This window comes from Leptospira noumeaensis, from assembly GCF_004770765.1.
In the GTDB taxonomy this organism is placed as follows: Bacteria; Spirochaetota; Leptospiria; order Leptospirales; family Leptospiraceae; genus Leptospira_A; species Leptospira_A noumeaensis.
The window spans coordinates 261,887-286,444 of sequence record NZ_RQFK01000007.1 but is presented as its reverse complement, the minus strand read 5'-3'; the positions used below and the strand labels follow the sequence as shown (position 1 = coordinate 286,444).

24 protein-coding genes, 3 tRNA genes and 1 pseudogene are annotated in these 24,558 nt (G+C 39.9%); 16 read left to right on the top strand and 12 right to left on the bottom strand.

From position 1 onward, the window contains the following. Both EHQ24_RS01420 and ileS read left to right on the top strand, forming a co-directional pair. Nucleotides 1-630: a leucine-rich repeat domain-containing protein gene (locus EHQ24_RS01420; protein ID WP_135599920.1), complete on the top strand. Its 630-nt coding sequence runs from the start codon at nucleotides 1-3 to the stop codon at nucleotides 628-630. A 56-nt stretch (nucleotides 631-686) separates the two neighbouring features. Continuing rightward, a complete protein-coding gene (gene ileS, locus EHQ24_RS01415; RefSeq protein ID WP_135599919.1) occupies nucleotides 687-3,437 on the top strand; it encodes an isoleucine--tRNA ligase in 2,751 nt (916 codons plus the stop codon). 172 nt (nucleotides 3,438-3,609) lie between these two features. Here ileS and murJ read toward each other — a convergent pair whose 3' ends face one another. From murJ to lipB, 4 genes are read right to left on the bottom strand one after another with little or no spacing between them, the layout of a single operon-like run. Next, the gene (murJ, locus tag EHQ24_RS01410; RefSeq protein ID WP_135599918.1) at nucleotides 3,610-5,232 is read right to left on the bottom strand and encodes a murein biosynthesis integral membrane protein MurJ; all 1,623 of its coding nucleotides are present in this window, start codon (nucleotides 5,230-5,232) and stop codon (nucleotides 3,610-3,612) included. Between the two features lie 11 nt (nucleotides 5,233-5,243). Next, on the bottom strand, nucleotides 5,244-6,104 hold the full coding sequence (locus tag EHQ24_RS01405) for an STAS domain-containing protein (protein ID WP_135599917.1): 861 nt from the start codon (nucleotides 6,102-6,104) through the stop codon (nucleotides 5,244-5,246). A 3-nt stretch (nucleotides 6,105-6,107) separates the two neighbouring features. After that, nucleotides 6,108-7,109, bottom strand: a complete 1,002-nt coding sequence (locus EHQ24_RS01400) for an LIC_12071 family protein (RefSeq protein WP_135599916.1) — start codon at nucleotides 7,107-7,109, stop codon at nucleotides 6,108-6,110. A 60-nt stretch (nucleotides 7,110-7,169) separates the two neighbouring features. Continuing rightward, the gene (gene lipB, locus EHQ24_RS01395; RefSeq protein WP_135599915.1) at nucleotides 7,170-7,829 is read right to left on the bottom strand and encodes a lipoyl(octanoyl) transferase LipB; all 660 of its coding nucleotides are present in this window, start codon (nucleotides 7,827-7,829) and stop codon (nucleotides 7,170-7,172) included. Between lipB and EHQ24_RS01390 the strand changes: the two genes are divergently transcribed. The 3 genes from EHQ24_RS01390 (at nucleotide 7,812) to EHQ24_RS01380 (ending at nucleotide 9,615) form a co-directional block, all read left to right on the top strand. Then, nucleotides 7,812-8,345, top strand: coding sequence for a type II toxin-antitoxin system antitoxin SocA domain-containing protein (locus EHQ24_RS01390; protein WP_135599914.1), 534 nt, complete (start codon nucleotides 7,812-7,814; stop codon nucleotides 8,343-8,345). The genes lipB and EHQ24_RS01390 overlap by 18 nt on opposite strands. Next, nucleotides 8,342-8,698, top strand: a complete 357-nt coding sequence (panD, locus tag EHQ24_RS01385; RefSeq protein WP_135599913.1) for an aspartate 1-decarboxylase — start codon at nucleotides 8,342-8,344, stop codon at nucleotides 8,696-8,698. The genes EHQ24_RS01390 and panD overlap by 4 nt, the downstream gene beginning before the upstream one ends. 65 nt (nucleotides 8,699-8,763) lie before the next feature. Then, nucleotides 8,764-9,615 (top strand): hypothetical protein, encoded by an 852-nt coding sequence (locus tag EHQ24_RS01380; RefSeq protein ID WP_135599912.1) that lies wholly within the window; start codon nucleotides 8,764-8,766, stop codon nucleotides 9,613-9,615. A gap of 64 nt (nucleotides 9,616-9,679) precedes the next feature. Here the strand turns inward: EHQ24_RS01380 and EHQ24_RS01375 are convergent, their stop codons facing one another. Next, nucleotides 9,680-9,892, bottom strand: coding sequence for a hypothetical protein (locus tag EHQ24_RS01375; protein WP_135578674.1), 213 nt, complete (start codon nucleotides 9,890-9,892; stop codon nucleotides 9,680-9,682). An 86-nt stretch (nucleotides 9,893-9,978) separates the two neighbouring features. On the opposite strand from EHQ24_RS01375, the gene EHQ24_RS01370 reads away from it, so the two are divergent. The 6 genes and pseudogenes from EHQ24_RS01370 (at nucleotide 9,979) to EHQ24_RS19295 (ending at nucleotide 15,790) form a co-directional block, all read left to right on the top strand. Further along, nucleotides 9,979-10,788 (top strand): hypothetical protein, encoded by an 810-nt coding sequence (locus EHQ24_RS01370; protein WP_135599911.1) that lies wholly within the window; start codon nucleotides 9,979-9,981, stop codon nucleotides 10,786-10,788. Nucleotides 10,789-10,861: 73 nt separating this feature from the next. Beyond that, nucleotides 10,862-11,173, top strand: a complete 312-nt coding sequence (gene trxA / locus EHQ24_RS01365; RefSeq protein ID WP_004786415.1) for a thioredoxin — start codon at nucleotides 10,862-10,864, stop codon at nucleotides 11,171-11,173. Nucleotides 11,174-11,191: 18 nt separating this feature from the next. Next, nucleotides 11,192-13,345, top strand: a complete 2,154-nt coding sequence (locus EHQ24_RS01360; RefSeq protein ID WP_135599909.1) for a cAMP/cGMP-dependent 3',5'-cyclic-AMP/GMP phosphodiesterase — start codon at nucleotides 11,192-11,194, stop codon at nucleotides 13,343-13,345. Between the two features lie 51 nt (nucleotides 13,346-13,396). After that, nucleotides 13,397-14,527, top strand: coding sequence for an acyl-CoA dehydrogenase family protein (locus EHQ24_RS01355; protein WP_135599908.1), 1,131 nt, complete (start codon nucleotides 13,397-13,399; stop codon nucleotides 14,525-14,527). Between the two features lie 160 nt (nucleotides 14,528-14,687). Further along, nucleotides 14,688-15,382 (top strand): annotated as a pseudogene (locus EHQ24_RS01350) (nucleotidyltransferase domain-containing protein). A gap of 99 nt (nucleotides 15,383-15,481) precedes the next feature. Then, a complete protein-coding gene (locus tag EHQ24_RS19295) occupies nucleotides 15,482-15,790 on the top strand; it encodes a PIN domain-containing protein (protein ID WP_135599907.1) in 309 nt (102 codons plus the stop codon). 89 nt (nucleotides 15,791-15,879) lie between these two features. Here EHQ24_RS19295 and thiC read toward each other — a convergent pair whose 3' ends face one another. Together thiC and EHQ24_RS01335 are read right to left on the bottom strand one after the other, a co-directional pair. Further along, a complete protein-coding gene (gene thiC, locus EHQ24_RS01340; protein WP_135599906.1) occupies nucleotides 15,880-17,388 on the bottom strand; it encodes a phosphomethylpyrimidine synthase ThiC in 1,509 nt (502 codons plus the stop codon). A gap of 266 nt (nucleotides 17,389-17,654) precedes the next feature. Beyond that, nucleotides 17,655-18,026, bottom strand: coding sequence for a PilZ domain-containing protein (locus EHQ24_RS01335; RefSeq protein WP_135599905.1), 372 nt, complete (start codon nucleotides 18,024-18,026; stop codon nucleotides 17,655-17,657). A gap of 109 nt (nucleotides 18,027-18,135) precedes the next feature. On the opposite strand from EHQ24_RS01335, the gene EHQ24_RS01330 reads away from it, so the two are divergent. Beyond that, complete coding sequence (locus EHQ24_RS01330; protein ID WP_135599904.1) at nucleotides 18,136-19,290, top strand: Lsa36 family surface (lipo)protein; 1,155 nt, start codon at nucleotides 18,136-18,138, stop codon at nucleotides 19,288-19,290. Between the two features lie 122 nt (nucleotides 19,291-19,412). Further along, on the top strand, nucleotides 19,413-20,036 hold the full coding sequence (locus EHQ24_RS01325; RefSeq protein WP_135599903.1) for a hypothetical protein: 624 nt from the start codon (nucleotides 19,413-19,415) through the stop codon (nucleotides 20,034-20,036). On the opposite strand, the gene EHQ24_RS01320 is transcribed toward EHQ24_RS01325, so the two are convergent. From EHQ24_RS01320 to EHQ24_RS01300, 5 genes are all read right to left on the bottom strand, one after another. Then, entirely contained in the window at nucleotides 20,033-21,313 is a 1,281-nt protein-coding gene (locus EHQ24_RS01320) for an MFS transporter (protein WP_135599902.1), read from the bottom strand. The genes EHQ24_RS01325 and EHQ24_RS01320 overlap by 4 nt on opposite strands. An 83-nt stretch (nucleotides 21,314-21,396) precedes the next feature. Continuing rightward, on the bottom strand, nucleotides 21,397-21,762 hold the full coding sequence (locus EHQ24_RS01315) for a phasin-related domain-containing protein (RefSeq protein WP_135599901.1): 366 nt from the start codon (nucleotides 21,760-21,762) through the stop codon (nucleotides 21,397-21,399). A gap of 130 nt (nucleotides 21,763-21,892) precedes the next feature. Beyond that, complete coding sequence (locus EHQ24_RS01310; RefSeq protein ID WP_135599900.1) at nucleotides 21,893-22,468, bottom strand: bifunctional nuclease family protein; 576 nt, start codon at nucleotides 22,466-22,468, stop codon at nucleotides 21,893-21,895. A 26-nt stretch (nucleotides 22,469-22,494) separates the two neighbouring features. After that, nucleotides 22,495-22,568, bottom strand: a tRNA-Ile gene (locus EHQ24_RS01305). 61 nt (nucleotides 22,569-22,629) lie between these two features. Next, nucleotides 22,630-23,112, bottom strand: coding sequence for a hypothetical protein (locus tag EHQ24_RS01300; protein WP_135599899.1), 483 nt, complete (start codon nucleotides 23,110-23,112; stop codon nucleotides 22,630-22,632). A 3-nt stretch (nucleotides 23,113-23,115) separates the two neighbouring features. Here EHQ24_RS01300 and hemW point away from each other — a divergent pair, with 3 nt between their 5' ends. The 3 genes from hemW (at nucleotide 23,116) to EHQ24_RS01285 (ending at nucleotide 24,525) form a co-directional block, all read left to right on the top strand. Then, nucleotides 23,116-24,288, top strand: coding sequence for a radical SAM family heme chaperone HemW (gene hemW, locus EHQ24_RS01295; protein ID WP_135599898.1), 1,173 nt, complete (start codon nucleotides 23,116-23,118; stop codon nucleotides 24,286-24,288). 81 nt (nucleotides 24,289-24,369) lie between these two features. Next, a tRNA-Ile gene (locus EHQ24_RS01290) sits at nucleotides 24,370-24,443 on the top strand. A gap of 9 nt (nucleotides 24,444-24,452) precedes the next feature. Continuing rightward, a tRNA-Ala gene (locus EHQ24_RS01285) sits at nucleotides 24,453-24,525 on the top strand. Nucleotides 24,526-24,558 lie beyond the last annotated feature (33 nt).

The following is a 24,558-nucleotide window of genomic DNA, read 5'->3' as shown; positions in this document are numbered from 1 at the left end:
ATGAAGTCTTTTATATACAGAACACTGGCTGCCCTATTTCTTACTGCTCTAGTTTTACAATGTAACAAAAAAGTGGTGAATGCAGAAGAATGGATTTTAGAACATAAAGAAGACCGTGTCTTTAATCTTTCCAACAAAGAATTTGGAGTATTACCCGCGTCCATTGGTAATTTAACAAAGGTAGAAGAACTCACCCTCCAATACGACTCTTTACAAGTTCTCCCTAAAGAAATTGGAAATCTCAAACAATTAAAGATTTTAAATCTTTTTGGAAACCCTATCCAAACCTTGCCAGAAGAAATCGGGAACTTAGAAAACTTGGAAGTTTTATTACTGGGAAGAACAGAACTAAAGGAAATTCCCGCTGTCATCAGTCGTTTGAAAAATCTAAAAACTTTGGCCCTAGACGAAACCAAAGTGCAACTAACAGAGGCTGATGTGGAAGTGATCGCAACCCTTCCCAACTTAGAAATTTTAGACCTCACTCTCATGCGTGAATACAAAACCCTTCCCAAAAACCTGGCAAAACTAAACCACCTAAAACATCTGGTTTTACAAAAGACCTTACTCGAAAAATCGGATGTGGTGAGACTTCGGGACGAACTCCCCAAGGTTCGAGTCAAACTCTAGGATCGTAGTTTTTTTCCGTTTTCTCTTTGGCCTAGACCCCAAACATTGGTCTTAATATGGCCAAACCAGAAACGGAAAATCCCTATTCTAAAACGGTTCTCCTACCGCAGACCAACTTTCCCATGAAAGCCGACCTGGCAAATCGTGAGCCAGGTCAAATTAAGATTTGGAAAGACAAAAAAGTTTTCCAAACCATGAAGGAGATTCGTAAATCCAAACCTTCGTTTGTATTACACGATGGACCCCCTTATGCCAATGGAAATTTCCATGTGGGCCACTCTCTCAATAAAATTCTCAAAGATATCATTGTTAAATCCAAAACCCTTTCTGGTTTCCAAACCGATATGATTCCTGGTTGGGACTGCCATGGTCTCCCGATCGAAGTACAGGTGTTAAAGAATCTTGGAAAAGAAGCAAGGAACACGAGCCCAAGTGAACTTCGAAAAAAATGCCGTGAGTATGCGGCAGAATTTGTTGGGAAACAAGGCGAAGATCTCAGCCGATTTTTATGTTTCTGGGAAGAAGATCATAAATACCTCACCATGGCTCCAGAATTTGAAGCAAGGATTGTAGAGGTATTTGGATCTCTCTTTGAAAAAGGATATATCTACAAAGGAAAAAAACCTGTGTATTGGTGTATTGATCTAGCAACTGCCCATGCAGAAGCAGAAATCGAATACCAAAACCATGTTTCCCCTTCCATTTATGTGAAGTTTGCCGTAAAGGGCGAAAAAGATACTTATTGCCTAATCTGGACAACCACTCCTTGGACACTCCCGGCAAACCTTGCGATTTGTTTTAATGAAGATTTGGACTATTCTCTTTTCCAATCCGATACACACGGAAGGCTCATCCTTGCCGATGGACTCAAAGAAGCAGTGGAACAAAAAACAGGGATCACTCTCACTAAGATCAAATCTTTAACGAGTGCAGAACTTGGAAAAATGACCTTCTTACACCCGTTTATCGATCGTGAATCTATTCCTCTTTTTGGAAACCATGTGACACTGGATGCGGGAACGGGTTGTGTTCACACGGCCCCAGGCCACGGAACAGACGACTACCGTGTGGGAACAGCGGCAGGCCTCCCTCCACTTTCACCAGTAGACGATTACGGCCGTTACACGGACGAATTCGAAATGATGAAGGGGATCAAAATTTGGGATGCCAATCCAAAAATTGTGGAACTCCTCCGTGAAAAAAACGCCCTCGTCCACTATTCTGAATTCACTCACTCCTATCCCCATAGTTGGAGGAGTAAAAAACCACTCATCTTTCGTGCGACCCCACAATGGTTTTTTTCAATCGATCATGCAGGCCTCAGAGAAGATTCTCTTAAAGCTATCGACAAAGTACAATGGATTCCAGATTGGGGGATCACGCGGATCCGTTCTATGGTCGAATCTAGACCTGACTGGTGTTTGTCGAGACAAAGGAACTGGGGAGTTCCCATCCCATCCTTTACTTGTAAATCTTGTGGATTCACTCACCTTGATGACAAAACAATACAGCACTTCATCCAAATTGTAAAAAAAGAAGGAATCGAAGTTTGGTATGAAAGAGAGGCAAAAGACCTTTTACCAGAAGGAACCAAATGTTCCAAATGCGGATCGGATGATCTCAAACAAGACAAAGATATTTTGGATGTTTGGTTTGATTCGGGAGTTTCCAGTTTTGCCGTGTTTGGCGATTCACTCGACCGCGAACCTGCAGATTTGTATTTGGAAGGATCTGACCAACATAGAGGTTGGTTTCAATCTTCTCTTTGGCCATCCATGGCCATCAGAAAAAAACCACCTTATAAATCTGTCCTTACCCATGGTTATGTGTTAGATGAAAAAGGACATGCTATGTCCAAATCTCTTGGGAACGTAATCAATCCCACAACCGACATCATCAACCAATACGGGGCCGATATCCTAAGACTTTGGGTTTCCACCCAAGATTTCCGTGACGATGTCAAAATCGGAAAAGATTCTATCAAAACAGTAGCCGAAGCGTATCGTAAGATTAGAAACACTTTCCGTTATCTTTTAGGAAATACAAAGGCAGAAACACTTCAGTGGAATCTCAAAAAAGAAGATTTAGAACCGATTGATAGGTATTATCTTCATAAGTTAGCAAAACTAAATGAAGACGTGAAAAAACTATATGAGAACTACCACTTCCACCAAGTCTATCATCGAGTTTTGGTTTTTTGTACAGTAGACTTATCCCAAGATTACTTTGAAATCATTCGGGACAGAATGTACTGTGATGCCAAAGATTCGAAAACTAGAAAGTCTTCTGAATATGCCCTAGCTCTCATTTTAGAAACTTTATCCAAACTACTTGCTCCCATCCTTTCTTTCACAACGGAAGAAGTATGGTCTGAATTTGGATTGAAAGATTCTGTATTTTATTCTGATTTTTCTGAACTCTCTTCCTTTTTGGATTCTGAACTCGAAACAAAATTGGCTCCAGTTTTTGAAACTAAAGAAGTGGTGCAAAAAGCCTTAGAAGAAGCAAGAAAACTTGGCAAACTTGGTAAGTCATTAGAAGCAGAAGTATTTGTTTCTGGTGATTCACTAAAGTCCACGGGATTAAAAAATGAAGATCTTAGTTTATTCTTTGTGGTTTCCGAAGTGAGTTTTGATACTTCTGAAATTCGAGAAGTTTTCTCGGAATGGAAAGGGGAAAAAGATTCCATCCAAATCCGAAAACCTCGCCATCATGAATGCCCAAGATGTTGGCGTCATGTATCGGAAGCGGAAGGAAAACTTTGTGGTCGCTGTGAGAGTGTTGTTTCCAAACTTTCGCCGAACTAAAACGAAAGCCCTACCGACCTTCGTTCGAGCATAAGATAAAGATCCATCGCTGTTTGTGTAAACCTAGAGCGAAGGATTTTTTTGATTCAATCAATCCTTCTTATTTCGCGCAAGTACCACACACCCACTGAGATAAGAGCAAACCTTAAATTTCTGAGAAGTTTGGTTACTATTACGATTTCTTTCGAAACCGTCTCAGAAACCTTCCAAGGATGATTTCTGATTCAGGAATTTTTGTCACACTTGCTGTGACAAAATAAATCATAACCGCTGGAAGGATTGATACCACAAGGCAAATCCTACTCCCATTGGCAAATCCAAGTCCCCAATCATTTGTTAAATAATTCAGAAGGAATGGTTTTCCGAACCATTCTGAAATGAGAAGCCAAACAAGAAGGCCAAAAAGTGCCGGTACCATTTGAATCACACGCCGCCAAACGGTTAGAAATGGAATTTTCACTTGGTGTGATTTTAAATAAAACAACAAAAACAATGAAGTAACAAAAGCAGATAAAGCCGAGGCCAAAGCAATCGCCGAATGTTTTAAAAAATACATCAGACTGATACTGACAACAACACTTAAGAAAAATGAAACTAGTTGGATTCGTAACGGAGTTTTTGTATCGGAAAAAGCATAATAAGAAGAAACCAAAACTTTATTGATACTATAAAAAGGAATCGCAAAAGAATAAAACACCAAAGGATAAAATGCAGTGATCGTTGCCAAATGATCCCAACGACCTCCAAAATAAATCGAATCCAAAACGGTTTCCCCTAATACCGCCAAACCAATGCTTGCTGGGAGTGTCAAAAAAAATGCAAACGACAAAACATCAGCAATTTCTTTGGGAACATTCTCTTCACGCCCTTCCCTTAGGTCTTTTAAAAGTGATGGTAAGATGGTAGTCGCAAGTGCCACCCCAATGATTCCCGTTGGAAGTTGGACAAGCCTTTGTGCGTAATCCAAACTCACCACGGCACCAAGTCCTGGGTTTTGGTTTTGGATGTAATTGGCTAGGAAAATATCCACAAGAAGTCCAATCTGATAGAAACTTCCCCCAAGAGCCGCTGGTAACATGAGTTTAAAAATTTTACGAATGGCCGGATGTTTTAAATTCAATCGAAAGATAGGACCAAATCCATTTTGATAAACATACCAACCTTGCACCAGAAGTTGCACCACTCCTCCGGTTACAATTCCATATGCCAAAAGAAAAACCTTATCTCTGATTTCATGATAGAACGGGAAAACAAAAATAAAAACGATCAAATAACTAAAGTTAAGGATGATGGGAGAAAGTGAAGGCACAAAATAATTATGATGGGAATTGGAAATCGACATAAAAATCGAAGACAAACTCGCTGTCATAATTAGAAAAAACAATACTAACGAAAGTTCTACGACAAGATTCCCGTATTCAGGAGATCCACCCACAAGGGCAGGTAAAAACCCAGCCGCAAAAAACCAAAAGAGAGCTACAAAAAGAGACAAACAGAGGAAAAGAAAACTTAAAACCGTTCCTGCCATCACTCGAGCTTCCATTACACCCATCTTTTCATATTCAGAAAAAATAGGCATAAAGGATTGGCTGAGTGTCCCTTCCGCAAGAAGGTTACGAAACATATTGGGAAGGCGGTAAGCTACACTAAACGCAGAGGCAACCATTCCTGTTCCAAAACTAACAGCCATAAAATGGTCACGAACAAGGCCTAAAATGCGAGATAAGAAGGTATAAAAAGAAAGAGCCAGTGACCGTCTCGCACTTGATACACTCCCTCCAGATTGTTTCGTCATAAAACCAGAATTTAGAGGGGATTCAATTTTTCAAGAAAACGGATAGAACCACCAGGGCTCATCTGGAACTGAGTCGAACAACCTGGACATTCGTGTTTTCCAAATTTATGGATTCGTAACCTTGTCCCACAAACTTCACATTGGATGATTCGTTCCACAGCTTCCAATTGTTTGGTTTTGGATTGGATGTAACTTGGGATAGTGATTCGTTTTTCCTCCGATTCCGGTGAAGATTTATAAACGGCAAACCTTCTTTCCAATTCATGATTTAGGGTTTCTTTGATTTCTAACCGCAGGCTATTTAGTTTTTCTTCCAGAACCGATTCCATAGGCGAGGAGCTGGATTTCTGTGCTACAGAACTTTCTTCCGAGCCTGGAATTGATTCTAATTTAGAAACAAATTCATTCGAACTAGAAACCGAATCTTTATCTTTAGACTTTCCTGTGAAATAAAAACGGATCCGGTTTGGATCTGGCGACTGTAAAGAAGAAGGTTCTCCTTTAGCCGCAGGTTTGGATTCTTTTGGACTCGAGCCATTCGGGTCCATTTGCAAAAGAAAAGATTCCGCTTGGGAATGGCCGCGAAAGATCGGAAGTTTATCAAATAATCCGACCAAACTCAAAACATCTTCAATTTCTTGTTTCACTCCGTAGATCGCGTATACAGCGCCTACTTTTCTAATTTGTTTGTGAATTTTCACAAGGATACTAATTCCATTCGATGTGATAAAATCCAAAGCACCAAATTGAAATAAAAACTTACGATACCCTTTGTTTAGTTGTGACTCGAAATATCGATAAAAATCCTCAGCACTGGATCCGTCCAAACCACCTTTCAACTGGATTGAAAATACTTTATCTTGGGCTTCCATAATTTATCCTAAAAAGATCGCATCGCGAATCGGTGTTTGGTGGGAATCTGGAGAAATTGTTGAAACAAGTGGGCCTTCGGAAAGGATTTCTACTTCGTTTCCCTCTTCCTTAAGTTCTACTTCCATTGGACTCATCAGATCCTGATTTGAATTTTCCGTTAGATCCAAGACTGGCTCCAAATTACTTTCTTTTGGTTCGACTGTTTTTTTCTCAAACAAAGGAAGGTTAGAAGATTCTTTTGGAGTAACCGCCGAGTCTTTTGCTACTAACATTGTATATGCGACAAACGAACCAGTCAAAATCAAACTCACAACAAAAGCAAATAATATATAATTAAAAACCATCCACTCTACAAGTTTCCATTGGTTTTCAAAAAGTAATCCTAAGTTCCCTCTTTCATAAACCAAAATCACAAGACCCGATACATCTAGGGTTCCCGGTTTGTAAAGAGGGGAAGTGAGCCTAACGGTATTGGATTTAGCTAAAGGCAAATAAGAAAGAACCCATTCAAACCCGGAACGAATTTTGGGATCACGTTTGGAATTTAAGATTGGATTTTCACCGTTTTCTGCTTCCGACCATTCCCATTTTTTCATCCGAATTCCTTTTTTAAAAAAAGGAGAATGGAGTAGTTCCTCATCCGGTTTTCTTTTTTTCAATTCATCCGGTGTATAAATGGTATCTGTAGAAACAAGAAGTATGGCATCCGCTGCGAACAAACTAATTTTTTGAATGTGAAACTCTTCTGGATCGTTTTTGGATTGTTCCACATAACGATGGAACATTTTTTCAAGTTCCAAATAACCTTCGTGATTCAACCTTTGTTCGGAACTTTTTGCAAGTGCAAGGGTTAGATCACGAGCTCTGTGATCAGAAACAAATTGTTCTTGGGTGAGAGCATTTTGTAAAGATTCATAAAAAGTCCAAACCACGGCACTGAGGGCCAAAGTTTCACAGAGGAAAAAGAAAAGGATAAAAGATAGAAAAAAACGTGAATATTTCATAGATCCCCCTTATACCTTTCGGCCAAATCCAAAGAATTACAGAGGAAAATACAAAGGAAATTATCTGAGTGAGTCTATAAATCTAGAGGCAAATTCTTCTACAAATTCCCGTCGTTTCTTCGGGAAATCCATATCTTTTCCCAACGCCAGGAGGGATGTCATATCTTCCGACTTGGCACCACAAGGATTGATGAGAGAAAAGGTAGATAGATTGTTCGCACCATTCAAAGCAAATCCAAAACTAGTGAAATAAGACTTCGCATAAATCCCTTCGGAGACTAGTTTTAATTTGGGTGCCTCCACTGTATAAAGACCCGGTGCTTTTGGATTTTCTTCCACAGAAAGATCCCAAGTTTTTTGAATGGATACCACCAAACTTTCGTTTAGTGCTCGTAAAAAATCTCCCAGACTTATATTTCTTTTTTTCAAATCAACGTGCAGGTATCCTACAATTTGACCCGGTTCATGGGCTGTAAAATCCCCACCTCTTGGCAAAGTCACAAGTTCTACCCCAAGAGCCGAAAGGTGAGTCGGAGAAACCAAAAGATTTTCCGCTTTCGCACCTATGCCCCCTGTTAAACATGGACTGTGTTCTAAAAAGAGCATGGATTCCCTTCGATTTTTCCTGGAATTTTCCTGGAAATTCACGTATCTTTTGTAAGGAACGATTGAAGGAAATAGGTAGGAAGGAAGTCCTTTTCGATGGAGAAACTTTATCATGCGGTCCTTTGGATCCTCGAAAAATCACCCAATGGTAGAGCCCGCCTGGATTTGGCGAAACTGCTTTACTATTCGGATGGTGTTCATTTCCAAAAACATGCGGAGATGATCACAAGAGGAGACTATATCCACTTAGAAGACTCCCCTTACCCCGTCAAACTGAACGAAGCACTTTTATTTTTGAAAGAAAAAGGCCATATCGACGCCATTCCCAAAATTGAAGGCAACGGTATCCAAGGTTTTACCTTACGATTCCTAAAACCAATGGAAGGTCTTGTCCTCTCCCGGGAAGACAAACGGGTGATGATGAAGGTCATAGAAACTTTTCGTGGCCGGGTGGTGGATGAAAATCGGCATTATCCGAATCTCTACGAAAACTACGTAGTCACCCCACTATTTGATTCCATCCCTTTTTCTGTGGATCGGATCAATACGAAAATCCATGTTCTCGTCCAAAAAAGCCTTTTGAATCTATCGGGCAAAATGTTTAGAGTTTTATTTGAGAGGTCAGAATGATCATCACTGTTTGCAAAGGCAAAATCCACAGAGCCATCGTCACTGAGGCCGAACTCCACTACGAAGGTAGCCTCACCGTTGACCAAGACCTGATGGATTTGGCCGGAATGAGACCTTATGAACAAGTCAGTGTAGTGAACGTAAATAACGGGGCTCGGTTTGAGACTTACCTGATTGTGGGAGAACGCGGTTCGGGAACCATTTGTTTGAACGGGGCAGCGGCAAGGCTTGGAATGAAAGGGGACAAAGTCATCATCATTACTTATGGCCAAGTGGTGGAAAAAGAGCTACCGGCAGATTACAAACCGAAGGTAGTCTTCGTGGATGAGAACAATCGCCCGAAAAAAGCCTAATTTCCCTAATTTTTCCAGGGCTTTTCTTCGATACTATCTGTATAAACCAAATTGGTAGTCGGAACATGAACAAAACAATATTCGCCATTTCATTCACCCTACTCACTTGTGCACTTTTTGCTCAAGAATCAGGGAATACACAAGGGACAACGGGAGCAGTTGCTTCCAAAGACGGTCGTGATCTGTATCCTCTTTCCATGTATGATACAAGGATTCGCCTAAAAAGTGTAAACTTTGTTAGACGACATGCTGATACAGGAAAAGGTGAATTTTTGGATGTACAAGTGGAACTAGAATCTCGGGTTCCAGACAATCAAGAATATGCAATCTATGTTCTTGCTGGATACGAGGGAGACAGAACCAATGCCGAGGAAAGAAAACTCATACCTTATCCTGCTTGGAGAAAGGCTGATCCTGAAAAAGAAGATAGAACTTTATACTTTTCCAATGTAATGCCAACTCCAGTCACTGCTAAAGAAATTTGGGGTGAAGAAACTTATGCAAAGAAAAAAGCAGAAGTAGAAAAACGCCACTACGCTGGATTTGAAGCAGAAATGCCAGAACCTACATTTACAGAAGTAGTAGATTACCTTTGTAAAAACAATGCAAAAGCGCTCCCCTTCACTCTGTTTGGTGAAACAGGACCGACAAAAGACAAACAAGTAATGTATAACTATGTGGCTCAAACAGAAGATGAGAAAAAACGCCAAGTGCATGAAACTCTTCCTAAACACACTTATACAATTTACAATAACAAGTATCGTACAAACATTACGAGCCATCACTACACACAGTACAGACCAAACTTTTTAACTTTTAACAAAGTGGCAGTTCTTGTGTTTGATACAAAAAAACCAACCAATAGCCTTCTTTTTAGAAAGTTTATTGATATCTCTGACTTAAGAATTACTTACTAATTGGTAAATCCAAGACCAGGTTTGGTCTTGGAATCAAAAATACTGACCTGAAAATCCGAAAGGATTAGTGGTCGGTACCTTCCGGGCGGATGGGGGGAAATTGTTCCGATGCCCTCACCCTCCACTCGTCTTCCGGATGGTTTAAATGCAGCCAACCATTCGCAAAATCCCAACGACCATCCAAATCCAAAAAATCCCAGAATATGGCCTGGTTCATGTATTTGTAGGTGTCGAGTAAATCGAGTAGATCCCTTTGTTTCCGTGGAGAATTGTCCATTCTATTCCAGTTTCGGTAGGATCTCCCCCTGGTCGATGTTTTTTATGGACAAAACCAGTCCCATCTGCCGAAAATGAAACCAGACTATGGCGATCACAAAGGAAAAAAAGGCAGACTTCAATGACAAACTGGTAGATTTCAAAAACTACCTAGAGGAACTGAAAAAAGAGGCCAATATCTTCAAAGTCCAAGCCAAAAAAAGTAAGGACATGGAACCTTATTTTAATATCTCCCTTGCCATTAACTCCATAAAAACCATTAACACCTGTATTGTGATCAATGAACTTTCTACTGCCATTTTAGAAATCAACAATAACAACTATCTCGAAACTGCTAGAAAAGAAATTTATAACGCTATCTCTTTTATCGAAAAAACAGTGGGGAACAACGTCGACGGTTCCCTTTCTGAAAACAAAGAGTTACTCGCTAAAATCGAAAGGTTCACACCCACACAAAGACTGAATCTTGTGAAAGGCCTACTCCAAGCCATGAAAAAAACCACGGCTGCTTTTGGAACCAACTCCAAATGGAAATGGTCTTGGCCAGACATCAATTTCAGAGTTGCGGCTTGTACGAAAAACCTTTTTGATTTTATTGCTTACGAAAGAGAACAAGATCTTGAGAATCCTTATTACTACATCCGCAAAGAACACTTCAACCTTGTCATAGAACTTGCTAACCAAGCTGCCCAGGATTATAGGACAAAATTTGAAATGTCTACACAAGATTCCACAGATTTGAAACATTCTGTAGAAATGTTGGAGATGAACCGTAAAATTTTCCAAATTACTGGCGAAAATGATGACTTGGAAAAAACAAAAACTCTGATCGAATCCTTCCAACAGAAAATTGCGGACCTCGAATCCGACGATAAAAAGAAAAAAAAGAAACAATAATCGACGTTTTTCCCTAGAATCCCCAGTCTAGTTTATAGAAAGGAGAATACCTTTCAAAAGGAGATTTCGAAATATGGCACTAACGGAAGTCACAGACGCCAATTTCAAAGCAGAAACTGCTAAGGGCGTAGTACTCGTGGATTGTTGGGCGGAATGGTGCGGACCTTGTCGAATGGTGGCTCCTGTTCTTGATGAATTATCACAGGAAATGGCTGATATCAAAATTACAAAACTAAACGTTGATTTCAATCAGAAGACTGCGCAGGAATTGGGCATCCAATCGATCCCTACTCTTCTTCTTTACAAAGATGGAGTTTTAGTGGATAAAGCAATTGGCGCTTTACCAAAACCGCAAATTAAAAAATTTATAGAAAATCACAAGTAGGAAATAAATTATCCCCTAATGGTCAGTTCTGAACCGAATGGTTTTACCGCTCTCCCTAGAGGGGGATATTTAGTCGATACATCCGAAGGGTACATCCAAATTGGATCCCCTCCGGAAACAATTAAAGACACCATGGGGCTCGAAAAGAAGACCCCTCTGGTGTTTGTCCTCCCTAATAAATTCTTCCATGTCGAAAAAGGGATCTCCATAGCGGAGTTAGAATTCCCAATTTACTTCAACTTCTTCTTTAGAGGTGGAAAAAAAACATTTATCGTTTGTTCTCCCGAACAAAAAGAACAGCTAACCATTGTTCTCGGGGAATCTTTAATGGGGCCTCAAGAATTAAACCTTGCCTCCGAGTTTATCGATGGAACTGCAAGTTTTGGTTTCCCTGATATCAAAGCGGAGATGGCACATTTCCGTAGTTATAAAACTATGGAAGAAGTGGTTGAGTTTGTTCTCTTCGACGAAAACCACAAAGCCCAGTTTGGAAAAATCACCATCGAACAACTCCCCTCCAATGAATTTCTCATTGTGGATGGAGATAAAAAAATCAAAACTCCGGGTGAAGTCGACTTTCATGTAAAGTATGACATTGGAAAGAGACTCGAAGAACCTTTCCAACCTCCCATCATTGGGATCACTTGCCTTGGGCCTTCCCATGGATTTGATCCTACAGACAACACTTCAGGATTTATCATTTGGCTAAATGGCCAAGGGATCATGGTGGACCCACCGGTGAATTCGACCGAGTGGTTACGAGAATCCAATGTCAATCCAAAGTTTATCAACTCCATCATCCTCACCCATTGCCATGCCGACCATGATGCCGGAACCTTCCAAAAGATTTTAGAAGAATCCAAAATCACGATTTATGCCACTGCCACAGTGATGGAATCTTTCCTAAAAAAATACTGTAGTTTAACAAAAATTCCGCGCCGTGAAATCACAGACCTATTTGATTTTATACCTGTTGTGATCGGAAGGCCTACCATCATCAACGGTGGAGAATTTTATTTTCATTATGCTCTCCATTCCATTCCGTCAGTTGGTTTCGAATTTTTTTTCCAAGACCAATCTTTCTATTACACTTCTGACCATTTAAATGATCCAGATGCCTTTGAAGAAATGTACAAAAAAGGTGTATTTCCGGAATCAAGATACCAGTTCTTAAAAGATTTCCCTTGGGATCGTAAAATCATTTACCACGAGGCTGGTGTTCCTCCTCTGCATACAAAGATCAGTTACCTTGCCTCTTTGCCGGAAGAAATACAAAAACGAATCACAGTCTACCATATTGCTGCTAAAGATATGCCAGAGGGGAACCACCTGACACTTGCTAAGTTTGGAATTGAAAATACTTTGTATCCGGAAATCACTCCTCCCAAACACCAAGAGGCTTTCCAACTTTTAGAAATCCTTTCTCAGATTGATATTTTTTCTGGATTCCCTATCGAAAAAGCCAAAGAGTTTTTACAAATCGTAAAGGAAGAACGTTTCCGACGCGGGGAACAAATCATCAAAAAAGGAACTCACGGGGATAGGTTTTTTATCATTGCCTCAGGGAACGTTCGGTTTGAAGGACTTTCGGGAGACCCAACGGCCGTCAAACGGTATGGAACTTACGAATACTTTGGCGAAGCATCTTTAATTTTGGATACAGCCCGCCAAGCCGATGTGTTTGCAGAAACCGATGTGTTGGCCCTTACGATTGAAAAAACCAGATTCTTTCAGTTCATCCGTGGATCTAAACTCCATGAAAACCTAACCAAACTGAATAGCATCCGAGAGACCAATACTTGGAAAACTCTCACAGAATCCCAAACCTTTCGTGGGCTTACCAGTTACCAAGTCACCCAACTGGAACTCATCCTCAAACTAGAAACTGTGAAAAAGGAAGCATCTCTCATTGAAGAGGGTCATACCTTTCACAATGCCTTTATCGTTAGGTCAGGAACCGTTGTGGTCATGCAAAACCACAAAACCATTCGGGAACTGGGCGCTGGGGACTTTGTAGGAGAAATCTATTCCCTTACAAAAAACCTTCCGTCCAATTTCAGTTTCATTGCCTGGCCAGGAACGGAACTCTATGTCCTTTCGGAAGAAGACGCCATCCAGTACATTAAGAAAAATCCTGGTGTTTACATGAAGCTGAACACTGTTTATAATTGACCTCAATTCGCCATTTTTGTAGCATTTCCATATCAAGGAGTCACAAATCATATGGAGCGTATCCTCCCCTTTACTGAAGAACACCATCAATTCCGCGAGATGGCTCGGAAATTTTTTGAAACAGAAGTAAAACCACACCACGAAGAATGGGAAAAAAACCATATCGTGCCAAAAGAAGTCTGGAGAAAGGCGGGTGAAAATGGTCTTCTCTGTCCCGATGTCCCCACTGAATACGGCGGTTCTGGTGCCGACTTCCTCTATAATATCATCATCATTGAAGAATCCTCTCGTGTGGGAAATAGTGGATTTTTTATATCCCTTCATAATGACGTGATTGCCCCTTATATCTCTACTTATGCAAGTGATGAACAAAAGAAACGTTGGTTGCCAAAATGCGCTTCTGGGGAATCCATCTTAGCTGTTGCGATGACTGAGCCTGGTGCCGGATCTGATTTAAAATCGCTACGCACGAGTGCCATCGACAAAGGTGACCACTTTGTAGTGAATGGACAAAAAACATTTATCTCCAATGGACAACTTGCGGATCTCATCATCACTGCGGTGAAACATGACAACGGAACCATATCTCTTGTGATGATTGAAGAAGGGATGAAAGGTTTTGAAAGAGGACGTAATTTAGATAAGATCGGACTCAAAGCCCAAGACACTTCTGAATTGTATTTTAACGATGTGATTGTTCCAAAATCAAACCTGATCGGCAAACAAGGACAAGGTTTCCGTTACCTCATGCAAAAGTTAGCACAAGAGAGACTTGTACTTTCCGTTGCTGCTGTGGAAGCAACTCGCCTGGTTCAAAAAATCACTCTCCAATACATCAAAGAAAGAAAAGCTTTCGGCCAAAAGATCGGGTCTTTCCAAAATACAAAGTTCAAAATGGCGGAAATGGCAACCGAACTCGAAATGGCGCAAGTGTTCTGCGATAAAGTTGTGATGGAACATATGAAAGGCGAAAACACAACGGCAGAAGCCTCTATGTGTAAATGGTATACAACAGAGATGCAAAAACGCCATACCGATGAATGTTTACAATTCTTTGGTGGATACGGTTATATGATGGAATACCCAATTGCAAGAGCTTACCTCGATGCAAGGATCCAAACCATCTATGCAGGAACCACAGAGATTATGAAAGAAATCATTGGACGTAGTTTGGGTCTGTAGTTCCCGCGTCTCAAAAATTTTCCATTTTCAAATTAAAATCAGGCGAAAGCCTTTTAGAGAACCCGGTGCATAAAGCCCGGGTTTTTTATTTACTGTTTTGGCATTTTTTGCAAAACAACAAACACAAATTAACAAAAGATATACAACATAGACAAAAAATATGATATCACCAGAAATAAGAAAGAAAATAGAAACGAAATTAACATTGATAGAAGCTGAATTTAATGTTAAAATCCTCTTTGCAATTGAATCCGGTTCAAGAGCTTGGGGATTTGAATCATTAGACAGTGACTATGATGTAAGATTTATATATAAACATCAGACGAACTGGTATTTAAGTGTTCTTCCTGAAAGAGATGTAATTGAAATACCCATTCAGGAATTGATGGATTATAGTGGCTGGGACTTGAAAAAAGCCTTCTTTCTAATGAATAAATCAAACCCCGTATTGTTCGAATGGCTACGCTCACCAATCATCTACAAAAAGAATGAGGATTTTTTTAAGATATTCTTTGAAATATCAAAAGAATATTTTTCTCCAATAGGAACTGTTTATCACTATTTAAAAATGGCGAGTAGGAATTACAGAGAATACTTAGTTCACCACCCATGGAGTTTGAAGTTTTATTAAATGAAGTTTTGACTGATAATATAGTTAAAAAGGAAATAATTGAACTACTTTTCAAAAAAAGAAATGGAATAGAATTAGGTGAAGAAAAAAGAATCGATACACTTAACCTATATATCGAAAACAACATTAATCATTTTGAAAATCTAGTTTCGAACTTTGATCCAGCACATAAACCAGAAGCAGAAAACATCAATTTAGCATTCCAGAAGATCCTCGGACTTTGATTTAATTGCCTAGTGTGGGCTTTCAGTAGGATCAAATAACAAAAAACTTCGTCTACATTCACATCAAAATAGAAAAGAAATTCTCACGTGATGAAATGAATGAAAGATAAGATTTTTTTAGATACAAATATTATTCTTTATCAGTTTAGCAGCGATACTCAAAAGAAAAACAAGGCAAAAGAATTAAGAACATATATTGAAGTCATATTAATACCTTTGTGCAAATTTTTTCCCGATCCCAGTTTTTATATCGATTCTCTTAATATTAAAGAAAAATATAAGATTAGTTATTATGATTCGCTAATTATAAACGCAGCGCTCAAACTAAAATGTTCAAAATTATATTCTGAATATCTTCAAGCGAATCAGAAAATCGAAAACTTGGAAATTATAAATCCTTTCAGATAAACTATCATACAAAAACCCGGAAGTCCCATTAAGACTCCGGGTCAATCTATATCAGTTAACTTAGTTCCGCCAAATCAAAAAATTTCAACCTAACCTGTAGAATCGTCGGCCCCTACTTCCGCCGTTTCCTTTCGTAAATCCGTTGTCAGTCGCATCGAACAAAAATGCGGGCCACACATAGAACAGAAATGTGCCTTTTTCATTCCATCTTGTGGAAGGGATTCATCATGGTAGGAACGTGCGAGTTCTGGATCAAGAGATAGTGCAAATTGGTCTTCCCATCGAAATTCAAATCGAGCTTTGCTTAGGAGATCATCTCTTTCTTTGGCACCGGGATGTCCTTTGGCAAGATCGGCCGCATGGGCTGCAATTTTATAGGCAATCACCCCGTCCTTAACATCTTGTTTGTTTGGAAGCCCCAAATGTTCCTTGGGTGTCACATAACAAAGCATAGCAGTTCCATACCATGCAATCATCGCAGCACCAATGGCCGAAGTGATATGATCATACCCAGGCGCAATGTCTGTCACGAGTGGCCCCAGCGTATAAAAGGGAGCTTCCATACAAATTTCTTCTTGGAGACGCACATTTTCTTGGATGAGATGCATGGGAACATGTCCCGGCCCTTCCACCATGACCTGGACATCATCGGCCCAGGCGCGTTTTGTCAGTTCTCCCAAAGTTTTGAGTTCCGCAAACTGTGCTTCGTCATTGGCATCATTGATACAACCAGGTCTAAGGCCATCTCCAAGAGAATAAGAAACTCCGTATTTTTGCATGACTTTAGAGATTGCATCAAAATGTTCATAGAGGAAATTTTCTTTTTTATGGTGATTACACCACTTAGCAAGGATGGATCCTCCCCGAGAAACAATCCCTGTGATTCTTTTATTTGTTAGGTGGATGTAGTCCCGTAGAACTCCCGCATGGATGGTAAAATAATCCACTCCTTGTTCGGCCTGTTCTTCCAAAGTTTCTAAAAATACACCAATGTTTAGATCTTCTACTTTCCCTTTTACCTTTTCCAAAGTTTGGTAAAGAGGCACCGTTCCAATGGGAACAGGAGAATTCCGAATGATCCATTCTCTTGTTTCATGGATATTTTTTCCAGTTGAGAGATCCATCACAGTGTCAGCACCCCAGTGGAGTGACCAACGTAGTTTTTCTACTTCGTCATCTATGGAAGAAAGGATTGCTGAGTTTCCAATATTGGCATTGATTTTTACTAAAAACTTTTTCCCAATGATCATTGGTTCAAGTTCCGTATGACGTTTGTTTGATGGAATAATGGCTCTACCGATTTTTACCTCATTCAAAACAAATTCCGGTGCCATCCCTTCTCTTTTAGCCACATACATCATTTCTTCAGTGATGATATCTCTTTTGGCATAATACAGTTGGGAAAAATTTTTATCCCCCCTTGTTTCCCGTGATTGGATCCAAGGTTCTCTGAGTTTGGGAATTCCTTTTTTATAATCGTATTCATTTTCATGGATACAAAACATACCTTCGGTTCGGTAGGATTGGAACTTGGTATTGTCAGAAAGCGTAATGGTAGTTTCTGGGATTTGAATGGGATGGTTGGAACTTGTTTCCATGATCGGTTTTCCTTGGCCGGAACAGAAACTAGTTGTGTTTGGAAAACAAAAGAGAGGAATTCTAGAAATTAAGGAAATATGATTTCCTTAAACAAGACTTAAGCACTTTTCTCGTTTCCCTTCGCAAGCATTACCAGGATCAGGTTCAAAAAGGGTATTTCTCAGCCTATTCTTTGTTACCTTAAGTTCCAAAAAAACAAGCACCCCTAACGGTTACCTATCATTTCTCATGGTTGTATTTTTTTGACAACCATTATCAAAGGATCTTATTTTAATTCGCGGCCTTGGCGCACCATGCGGTTGACGTAAACTTGTAGGTCTTGTTTGCCTTTGGGGCCAATTTCCGTAAATTGTACCCCGTAAACTCCAGATTCCTTGGATTTTTTTCCAATCTGTTTGATGATTCCTCGGGCCAGGAAATCTGCTAAATCTCCCGGAAGGGCTACGAGGATTTCGACAGTTTCATTCATATCCCATTCATCAAAGTGATTAGGAGCAATGATTCCTACACCGCCAACGCTTATGTCACTCGCTTTTAAGATATCGAGAAGGGCTGTTCCCATCAAATGGATTTCGACAGGATCGTTTTCCAGTGGTTGTACGCGGACATATTTACGTTTTTCTTGGATGGGTGCCATTGCCCTCATTTTCTACTGAAAATCTAGCTTGTAAACTAGGAAATAGAACCACCTCCATTTGTTAAGAAAGCATAGACCAATCTCCGATATTTGGTATAATAGGGGTGATATGAAATTCCGAATAGGTGTTCTTTTACTTACAATCAGTTCGAGTCTCCTTGTGAATTCCCTTCAGGCAAAAGTAACTTGTACGGGGGATGCTTGTACCATTCTCCCGACAACCATCCAATCACAAATCAACAGCGTAGACACCGCGCTCCAACTCCAATATACAGACAAAGTCCTTGCGACAATGTCTGAGGCAGCAGTCATCTCCAACATCAACTCATCCCTAATGGGCCCGGGGATTGTGAACCGGTTCCAAGTCGGTGTGGGTATGACAGTTGCTGGCCAACAAAAAGAAGATATCAACGTGGCTTACCAAAGTTTAAGTTTTCAAAAACTTCCCAATGTAGGAGCATCCCTTGCACCTAACTTTATTGTTGCGGTAAACCTTGGTTGGCTTATGGGTGGAGGGCCATCCGATACAGAACCGGAACTCAAAACTTTCCTACACAGATTTAATTTATACCTTCATGGATTCAAATTCAACTTTGCACAAGGTGATGTTCAGAAAGCAGTCGAAGCGCAAAACAAAAACGTAGAACTTGGTGGAGACATTACAAACGGTGGATTTACTTTAAGATTTCATATTATAGAAAATTACTCTGATGGAATTGGTCTTTTTGAATTTTCAGGAATCTCCATGGGACTTGGTCTCCACTACCAAAGACAAGTCATTGATGTCACTTATAACGATAACAAATCCCAAACCTTAACTTTAGGTCCTGCCATCGGAACCTGGGGTGGATCCACAACGTTTAACTATTCGAGTACGGTCACAAGTGTACCCCTAGACATTCGGACCGGTTTTCGTATGTTTTATTTTTTTACAATCTTTGCTGGTGCGGGAACCGCTATGAACTTTGGTAGTTCCACTCTCAATTTAACTCGTTCGGGCCCCTTAACTTTGGCTTTGGATTCATCTGCCATTTCAGCCTCTCTCTCTCCTGAAATTGCAGCCCTTATCCCCTCTTCTGCCCTTGGCCAAACAAAAACAGGAACCCTCACCATGGACCTCAGTGGGAAGGCACAAGCACCTAATACCACAAACTTTCTCATCGCAGGGATCGAAATCAATGCTCTCATCACCAAACTCACAGTGGAAGCTGTAGTGGCCCAAAATGTGCAATCTGTGATGCTCGGAGCAAAATTTTCCTTCTAACGAACACTTGGCATCTTTTTTGCAAATTCGTTAGGGAACGGCTATTTTAGAACCGGTTAGGGTCTTTCCTGCCACCGTTTGTTTAAGTTCTAAGCAAAATGCCGATTTTAAGGGAGAGTTCTATGGCAGAAACTATGCAAGAAATCAAAAAACCCATCCTACATGTTTCTTGTGTCCCAAGAAAAGATACAACCCTACTCAAAATCTCTCTTTCCCAAGATGATTTGGGAATCCTCTACCGCGTGACCTCAGTACTTTACAACCACGGTTGGGATATTTTAGAAGCGGTGGCAGAAACTGCGAGTGATGGTCATGTCCAAGATCTATTTGTGATTAGGAGTTGGGACGGAGGAGAAATGACAGAAGAACTTTTGTCTCAAATCCGAACCGACCTCTATTCTCTTTTTTATGAAGGGAAAACCGTGGCGATGTACTTACGTGAAAATGCAAAAGAGGAAGTTCTTGTTCGTAAAGTGGGAGATACAGAGGCAACACTCAAACTCTATAACCCCATTTCATCCGACTTTACCGTGATGGATTTACGAATGAAAGACACGCCGGGAATTTTGTTTCAAATTACAGAATCCCTATTTCATTTAGGAATCGATATCATTAGTTTTACCGCCAATAGTTTTGATGGAAAAATTAGAGATAGTTTTCTCCTCCGAACTTCGCTTACAGGTGAGAAGTTGGATGAAAAATTGATGTTTCCTATGCTTCGCGCGAAGTTAGAATATTTTCTTTAAGTTGTTTTTTCTTTTTGGGTAACGAGTAAAAATCCAAATCCAATCAGTAAAACAAAAGATACAAAAAACGCCAAACTAGGCCCTTTTTGAAAGTATAACAACGAAAATACGACTGGGGACACTGCTCTTCCGAGGGATCCAAAACTTCGGAAGAGACCAAGTGACCTTCCTAAATCCCCTTTCCCACTTTCAAGTGATGCAAAAGAAGAAAGTCCAGGGTTCACCAGAGCACTTCCAAAAGCTAAAAAGAAAAGAGAAGTAAATAGTCCCAGGTAACTGGTTCCAAAACTTACAAGTAAACCCATTCCCACCACAACAAGGATTGCCCCATAAAGCGAAATTCGTTTTTCCGAAATTTTTCCGGAAAGCCTACGAACCACACCACCTTGCACAAGTATGATGATGATTCCTATGTATAAAAAAGTAAATCCAATCTCTTTTGGGGAAAACTGGAAATGATCTGATAGAAAAAAATTCACAACAAATTCAAATCCAGAAAAACTAAGTACAAATAACAAATTGAGTAAAGAAATACGGACTAAATTTCTGGATTCTATTTTTTTCAAAGAAAGAAAGGGATGGATTTCTTTTTCTGGAACCACTTCTGGTTTGTTATGTGGTAAAAAAACAAAAACAAGAATGACTGTAAGGACAGATACCAAAATGGCAAATAAAGCCGAAGCCGGAAAAACAACGACAGACCCATCCTTGTAAAAGGAATCTAAAAAAGTCCACTGGGAACTGATTCCTCCAAGAAGTGGACCCATTACGAAACCAAGACCAATCCCTGCTCCGAGAAACCCCATCCCAGCGGCTCTGGATTTTTCATCGGTTTGGTCAGCCATTGCGGCCGATGCCACAGACAAATTCCCACCCATCATTCCTGTGATCACGCGACTGAGTACAAACATCCAAAACTGCGAAGAAAACAACCATAGAAGGTATCCAATTGTGTTTCCGAATGTGGTGAATAATAAAATGGCTCGTCTACCGGAATGGTCAGAAAATCTTCCCCAAATGGGAGCTGCAATGAACTGTAAAAAACTGTAGATACTTCCAAGTATCCCACCAAACAATACAAAGGTATATTTTGTATCCCCGCCAAAAGATAAATAGTTTGCCGCAGAATAGAACATTCTGAACAGAACATCATCCCCTTTGGATAAGAAAAATTCTAATGTTTTAGGGAAAAGAGGGAACAAAAGAGAAAAACCCATCATGTCGGTAAAAACAATGAGGAAAAGTATGAATTTGATTCGTTTGGGGGACGGACTCATCTAGACAAATCTCTAAGCACAAATAAAAAAAGCCACAGAAATCTCTATGGCTTTTTCCTAAATTCTCTGGAATTTTCTAAGATTTACTTAGTTTTTGCTTTTTCAATCAAAGCTTTCAATTCATCTAACGTTTGTTTTAGCTTTTCCTTTACTTGTGGAGGAATTGCTGTATCAATTTGTTGGTAAATGGATTGATAGTTTGTTTGAAGTTTAGCGAGAACTTCATCGTAACTTGCGTTAGTTTTACCAATAGCATCTTGTGCATCCGCAATTGTTTTGTTCAACAGGTCACGAATCTTTTGAGATTCAGCCGATTTGTCCAATTCACCTTTTGACTTCAGATCATTATAAACTTTTTCTAAATCAACAACAGCGGTTTTTAACTTTTCTTCACCGGAACGAAAGAGAGCGATTCCAGCATTGACAACATCCATAACCAATTTTTCCATACAACTTTCCTACAAAGGGCAAACGCACCTATTTTTGGATTCTAAGTGTAAGAAGAAAAAGTGGGGATTACAATTAAAAAATTCGCAAGTACGAATTTTCTATGTGACATAGTTAAGACAGGGTTCTGCCTTAACTGTTTTCGATTAACTTTTTGATTTGGTCTCTGATTTTGGCAGCTGTTTCGTAATCTTCTGTTTTCAGAGCATTTTCTAAGGTTTCTTCTAAAATTTGCAGATTGGATTTTGGGAGGGCTTGGATTTTTTTCTCTGAAGAAATACTTTCCCCTTGCATATCCTCTTCCTTCATAATGATCCCCGTCTCATCTAACACAGATTTTGCGATAAAAATGGGAGCATTTGCACGTAAAGCAAGAGCAATGGAATCAGATGGCCTTGCATCCAATGTAATGACCTCGTCCTCTTTTTGGAGTTGGATCTTTGCATAAAACGTACTATCGATGATTTCTTCTATGGTGATTTTGAGAACTGTGGCACCAAGGGAAGTCAACATGTACAACATAAGGTCATGTGTCATTGGTCTTGGGGGTTTGGTTCCATCGATCACAGTGGTAATGGAATGTGTTTCTAAAGGTCCAATAAAGATAGGAACCACACGTTTGTCTTCCGAATCTTTCGGACGTAGGAAAACAGCAAAGCCGACATTGGTCAAGCTGATATCAGAGATTTTTACTTCATAAAACTCCATAGAATATCGCTACCTTTCCTGTTTTGTGGGCCCAGAAGGGCTCGAACCTTCGACCCGCAGATTATGAGTCTGCTGCTCTAACCAACTGAGCTATAGGCCCCACTGACTTCCAATCTTTCGGGGAAATAAGTAGAGACAAGCACAAAACAAAAGATTGGAGCCTAAAGCGGAAGAAACAGGTTGGATTCGAAGAATTCAGTCAGATCTTTTCGGTCACTCTTCCATTGGATCCAGATCCATAAACCGGGACTTGAGTCCAAACCAATCCATACTTGATTACGAAGTGCGTTTTGGTTTCTCACCTGGTCTGCCTGAAAAATTTGAAAGTTTCGATCGCCGACTTTTTTTTGAAATTGTTTGGGTTCAATTCCTTTGTTAAATACGGAATCCATCCAAACGGATTGATTTTCTTTGGGTTCTTTCCATGGCAAAGTTCGAATTACCATAAAAAACCCATCTCGTTTGGCAGGATAAACTGTGAGTTTTTTACTCATAGTGGATTCAGATTTGACCACCACTGGCTCTGGAAAAACAAAAGAAAAATTTTCCCAAACAAAGTTTTGATTTGGTTCTACAAGTGTCTGTGAAAGGATAGATGAGGTAACGATTCCTAAAACAAAAAGAGTCCATAGAAATCCTTTCATACCATGGAATTATTAAACAAAGAGTCAATCTGGCAAGTCCGAAATTCGTATTTAGGTGTCTATGTCCACTTCCCCTATTGTTTTAAAAAATGCGATTATTGTGATTTTTATTCTGAAGGAATTGGAGCGGCCTCAGCTAACGATGAAAAGTCGCTTTTCCAGTCCTACAAAAAAGAAATTTTAGATAGAGTAAATCATTTTCCAGAAATTAAAAACCGCAGCATTGATACTGTGTTTTTTGGTGGGGGGACTCCTTCCAAGGCCTCCGCAAAACATTGGAAAGAACTATTAGATTTTTTACGTTCCGAGTTTTCTTTTTCAGACAACCCAGAAATATCCATCGAAGTGAATCCTGAAGATTTGAGTTCAGATCTCCTTTTCGAATACGATTCTATTGGCATCAACCGAGTGAATGTGGGAGTCCAAACCTTAGAAAAAAAAGGACTCGAATTCCTCGGGCGTCATTATGATGCAGACCGTTATCATGCACTTGTAGAGGTACTTACCAAATCTCCCATCGAACGTGTGGGAATTGATTTGATGTATGGAATTCCCGGTGTTTCGAAAGATTCATTTTTATCTGACTTATCACTTTTTCTAAAGGCAGGCCTTCCTCATTTGAGTTTGTATTCTTTAACATTGGAAAAGGGAACCAAATACTCTCGCGATGTAATCGATCACAAAAAAACAGAACCGGAAGAAAACCTACAATCCGAAATCCTAATCCAATTGCCTGAGATACTAAAGAAATATGGTTACAATTGGTACGAAGTTTCCAATTATGCAAAACCTGGTTTTGAATCTTTACACAATTTGAAGTATTGGACTTATGAACCTTATTTAGGAATTGGTCCTGGAGCTCATGGAATGATTGCAGGACACCGGTACGGGAATCCGAGGAATTCCGGTCTCTATCAGAAAAAAGAAACATCTACCAAGTATGAAACAATTGATCCATCTACGGAACTAAGTCTCACGTTATTTCGTTTGTTTTCACCCTTTCGGTATTTGGATTTTATAGAAACCTATTTGGATACAAAATCAAAATCCAAATATTTAAAAACCATTGAAGGTTGGGAAAAAAAAGGACTCTGCCGACTCGAGGATGGAGTTTTCCAATGGAATCCATCGGCATTACTCTTGTTAGATGACTTAATCTTAGAAATTTCACTCTAATTTTTTCTAGAATACTTTCTTAAAATAATCTTAAAAAAAGATTGCCCATAGACCCCTCTCGAAAAATACTGTTCGTATCCCGGGCCTGTAGCTCAGTTGGTTAGAGCACTCGCTTGATAAGCGAGGGGTCACAAGTTCAAATCTTGTCAGGCCCATTATGATACGGGGCGTTAGCTCAGCTGGGAGAGCATCTGATTTGCATTCAGAAGGTCATCGGTTCGATCCCGATACGCTCCAAAAACCCGTTTCACAATCGTCTCTGTTTAAAAA

Excerpts from the sequence above, each read along its gene's own strand:
- EHQ24_RS01420 (WP_135599920.1), top strand. The coding sequence starts at position 1 with ATGAAGTCTTTTATATACAGAACACTGGCTGCCCTATTTCTTACTGCT.
- ileS (WP_135599919.1), top strand. The coding sequence starts at position 687 with ATGGCCAAACCAGAAACGGAAAATCCCTATTCTAAAACGGTTCTCCTA.
- murJ (WP_135599918.1), bottom strand. The coding sequence starts at position 5,232 with ATGACGAAACAATCTGGAGGGAGTGTATCAAGTGCGAGACGGTCACTG.
- EHQ24_RS01405 (WP_135599917.1), bottom strand. The coding sequence starts at position 6,104 with ATGGAAGCCCAAGATAAAGTATTTTCAATCCAGTTGAAAGGTGGTTTG.
- EHQ24_RS01400 (WP_135599916.1), bottom strand. The coding sequence starts at position 7,109 with ATGAAATATTCACGTTTTTTTCTATCTTTTATCCTTTTCTTTTTCCTC.
- EHQ24_RS01390 (WP_135599914.1), top strand. The coding sequence starts at position 7,812 with ATGGAGAAACTTTATCATGCGGTCCTTTGGATCCTCGAAAAATCACCC.
- lipB (WP_135599915.1), bottom strand. The coding sequence starts at position 7,829 with ATGATAAAGTTTCTCCATCGAAAAGGACTTCCTTCCTACCTATTTCCT.
- panD (WP_135599913.1), top strand. The coding sequence starts at position 8,342 with ATGATCATCACTGTTTGCAAAGGCAAAATCCACAGAGCCATCGTCACT.
- EHQ24_RS01380 (WP_135599912.1), top strand. The coding sequence starts at position 8,764 with ATGAACAAAACAATATTCGCCATTTCATTCACCCTACTCACTTGTGCA.
- EHQ24_RS01375 (WP_135578674.1), bottom strand. The coding sequence starts at position 9,892 with ATGGACAATTCTCCACGGAAACAAAGGGATCTACTCGATTTACTCGAC.
- EHQ24_RS01370 (WP_135599911.1), top strand. The coding sequence starts at position 9,979 with ATGGCGATCACAAAGGAAAAAAAGGCAGACTTCAATGACAAACTGGTA.
- trxA (WP_004786415.1), top strand. The coding sequence starts at position 10,862 with ATGGCACTAACGGAAGTCACAGACGCCAATTTCAAAGCAGAAACTGCT.
- EHQ24_RS01360 (WP_135599909.1), top strand. The coding sequence starts at position 11,192 with ATGGTCAGTTCTGAACCGAATGGTTTTACCGCTCTCCCTAGAGGGGGA.
- EHQ24_RS01355 (WP_135599908.1), top strand. The coding sequence starts at position 13,397 with ATGGAGCGTATCCTCCCCTTTACTGAAGAACACCATCAATTCCGCGAG.
- EHQ24_RS19295 (WP_135599907.1), top strand. The coding sequence starts at position 15,482 with ATGAAAGATAAGATTTTTTTAGATACAAATATTATTCTTTATCAGTTT.
- thiC (WP_135599906.1), bottom strand. The coding sequence starts at position 17,388 with ATGGAAACAAGTTCCAACCATCCCATTCAAATCCCAGAAACTACCATT.
- EHQ24_RS01335 (WP_135599905.1), bottom strand. The coding sequence starts at position 18,026 with ATGGCACCCATCCAAGAAAAACGTAAATATGTCCGCGTACAACCACTG.
- EHQ24_RS01330 (WP_135599904.1), top strand. The coding sequence starts at position 18,136 with ATGAAATTCCGAATAGGTGTTCTTTTACTTACAATCAGTTCGAGTCTC.
- EHQ24_RS01325 (WP_135599903.1), top strand. The coding sequence starts at position 19,413 with ATGGCAGAAACTATGCAAGAAATCAAAAAACCCATCCTACATGTTTCT.
- EHQ24_RS01320 (WP_135599902.1), bottom strand. The coding sequence starts at position 21,313 with ATGAGTCCGTCCCCCAAACGAATCAAATTCATACTTTTCCTCATTGTT.
- EHQ24_RS01315 (WP_135599901.1), bottom strand. The coding sequence starts at position 21,762 with ATGGAAAAATTGGTTATGGATGTTGTCAATGCTGGAATCGCTCTCTTT.
- EHQ24_RS01310 (WP_135599900.1), bottom strand. The coding sequence starts at position 22,468 with ATGGAGTTTTATGAAGTAAAAATCTCTGATATCAGCTTGACCAATGTC.
- EHQ24_RS01300 (WP_135599899.1), bottom strand. The coding sequence starts at position 23,112 with ATGAAAGGATTTCTATGGACTCTTTTTGTTTTAGGAATCGTTACCTCA.
- hemW (WP_135599898.1), top strand. The coding sequence starts at position 23,116 with ATGGAATTATTAAACAAAGAGTCAATCTGGCAAGTCCGAAATTCGTAT.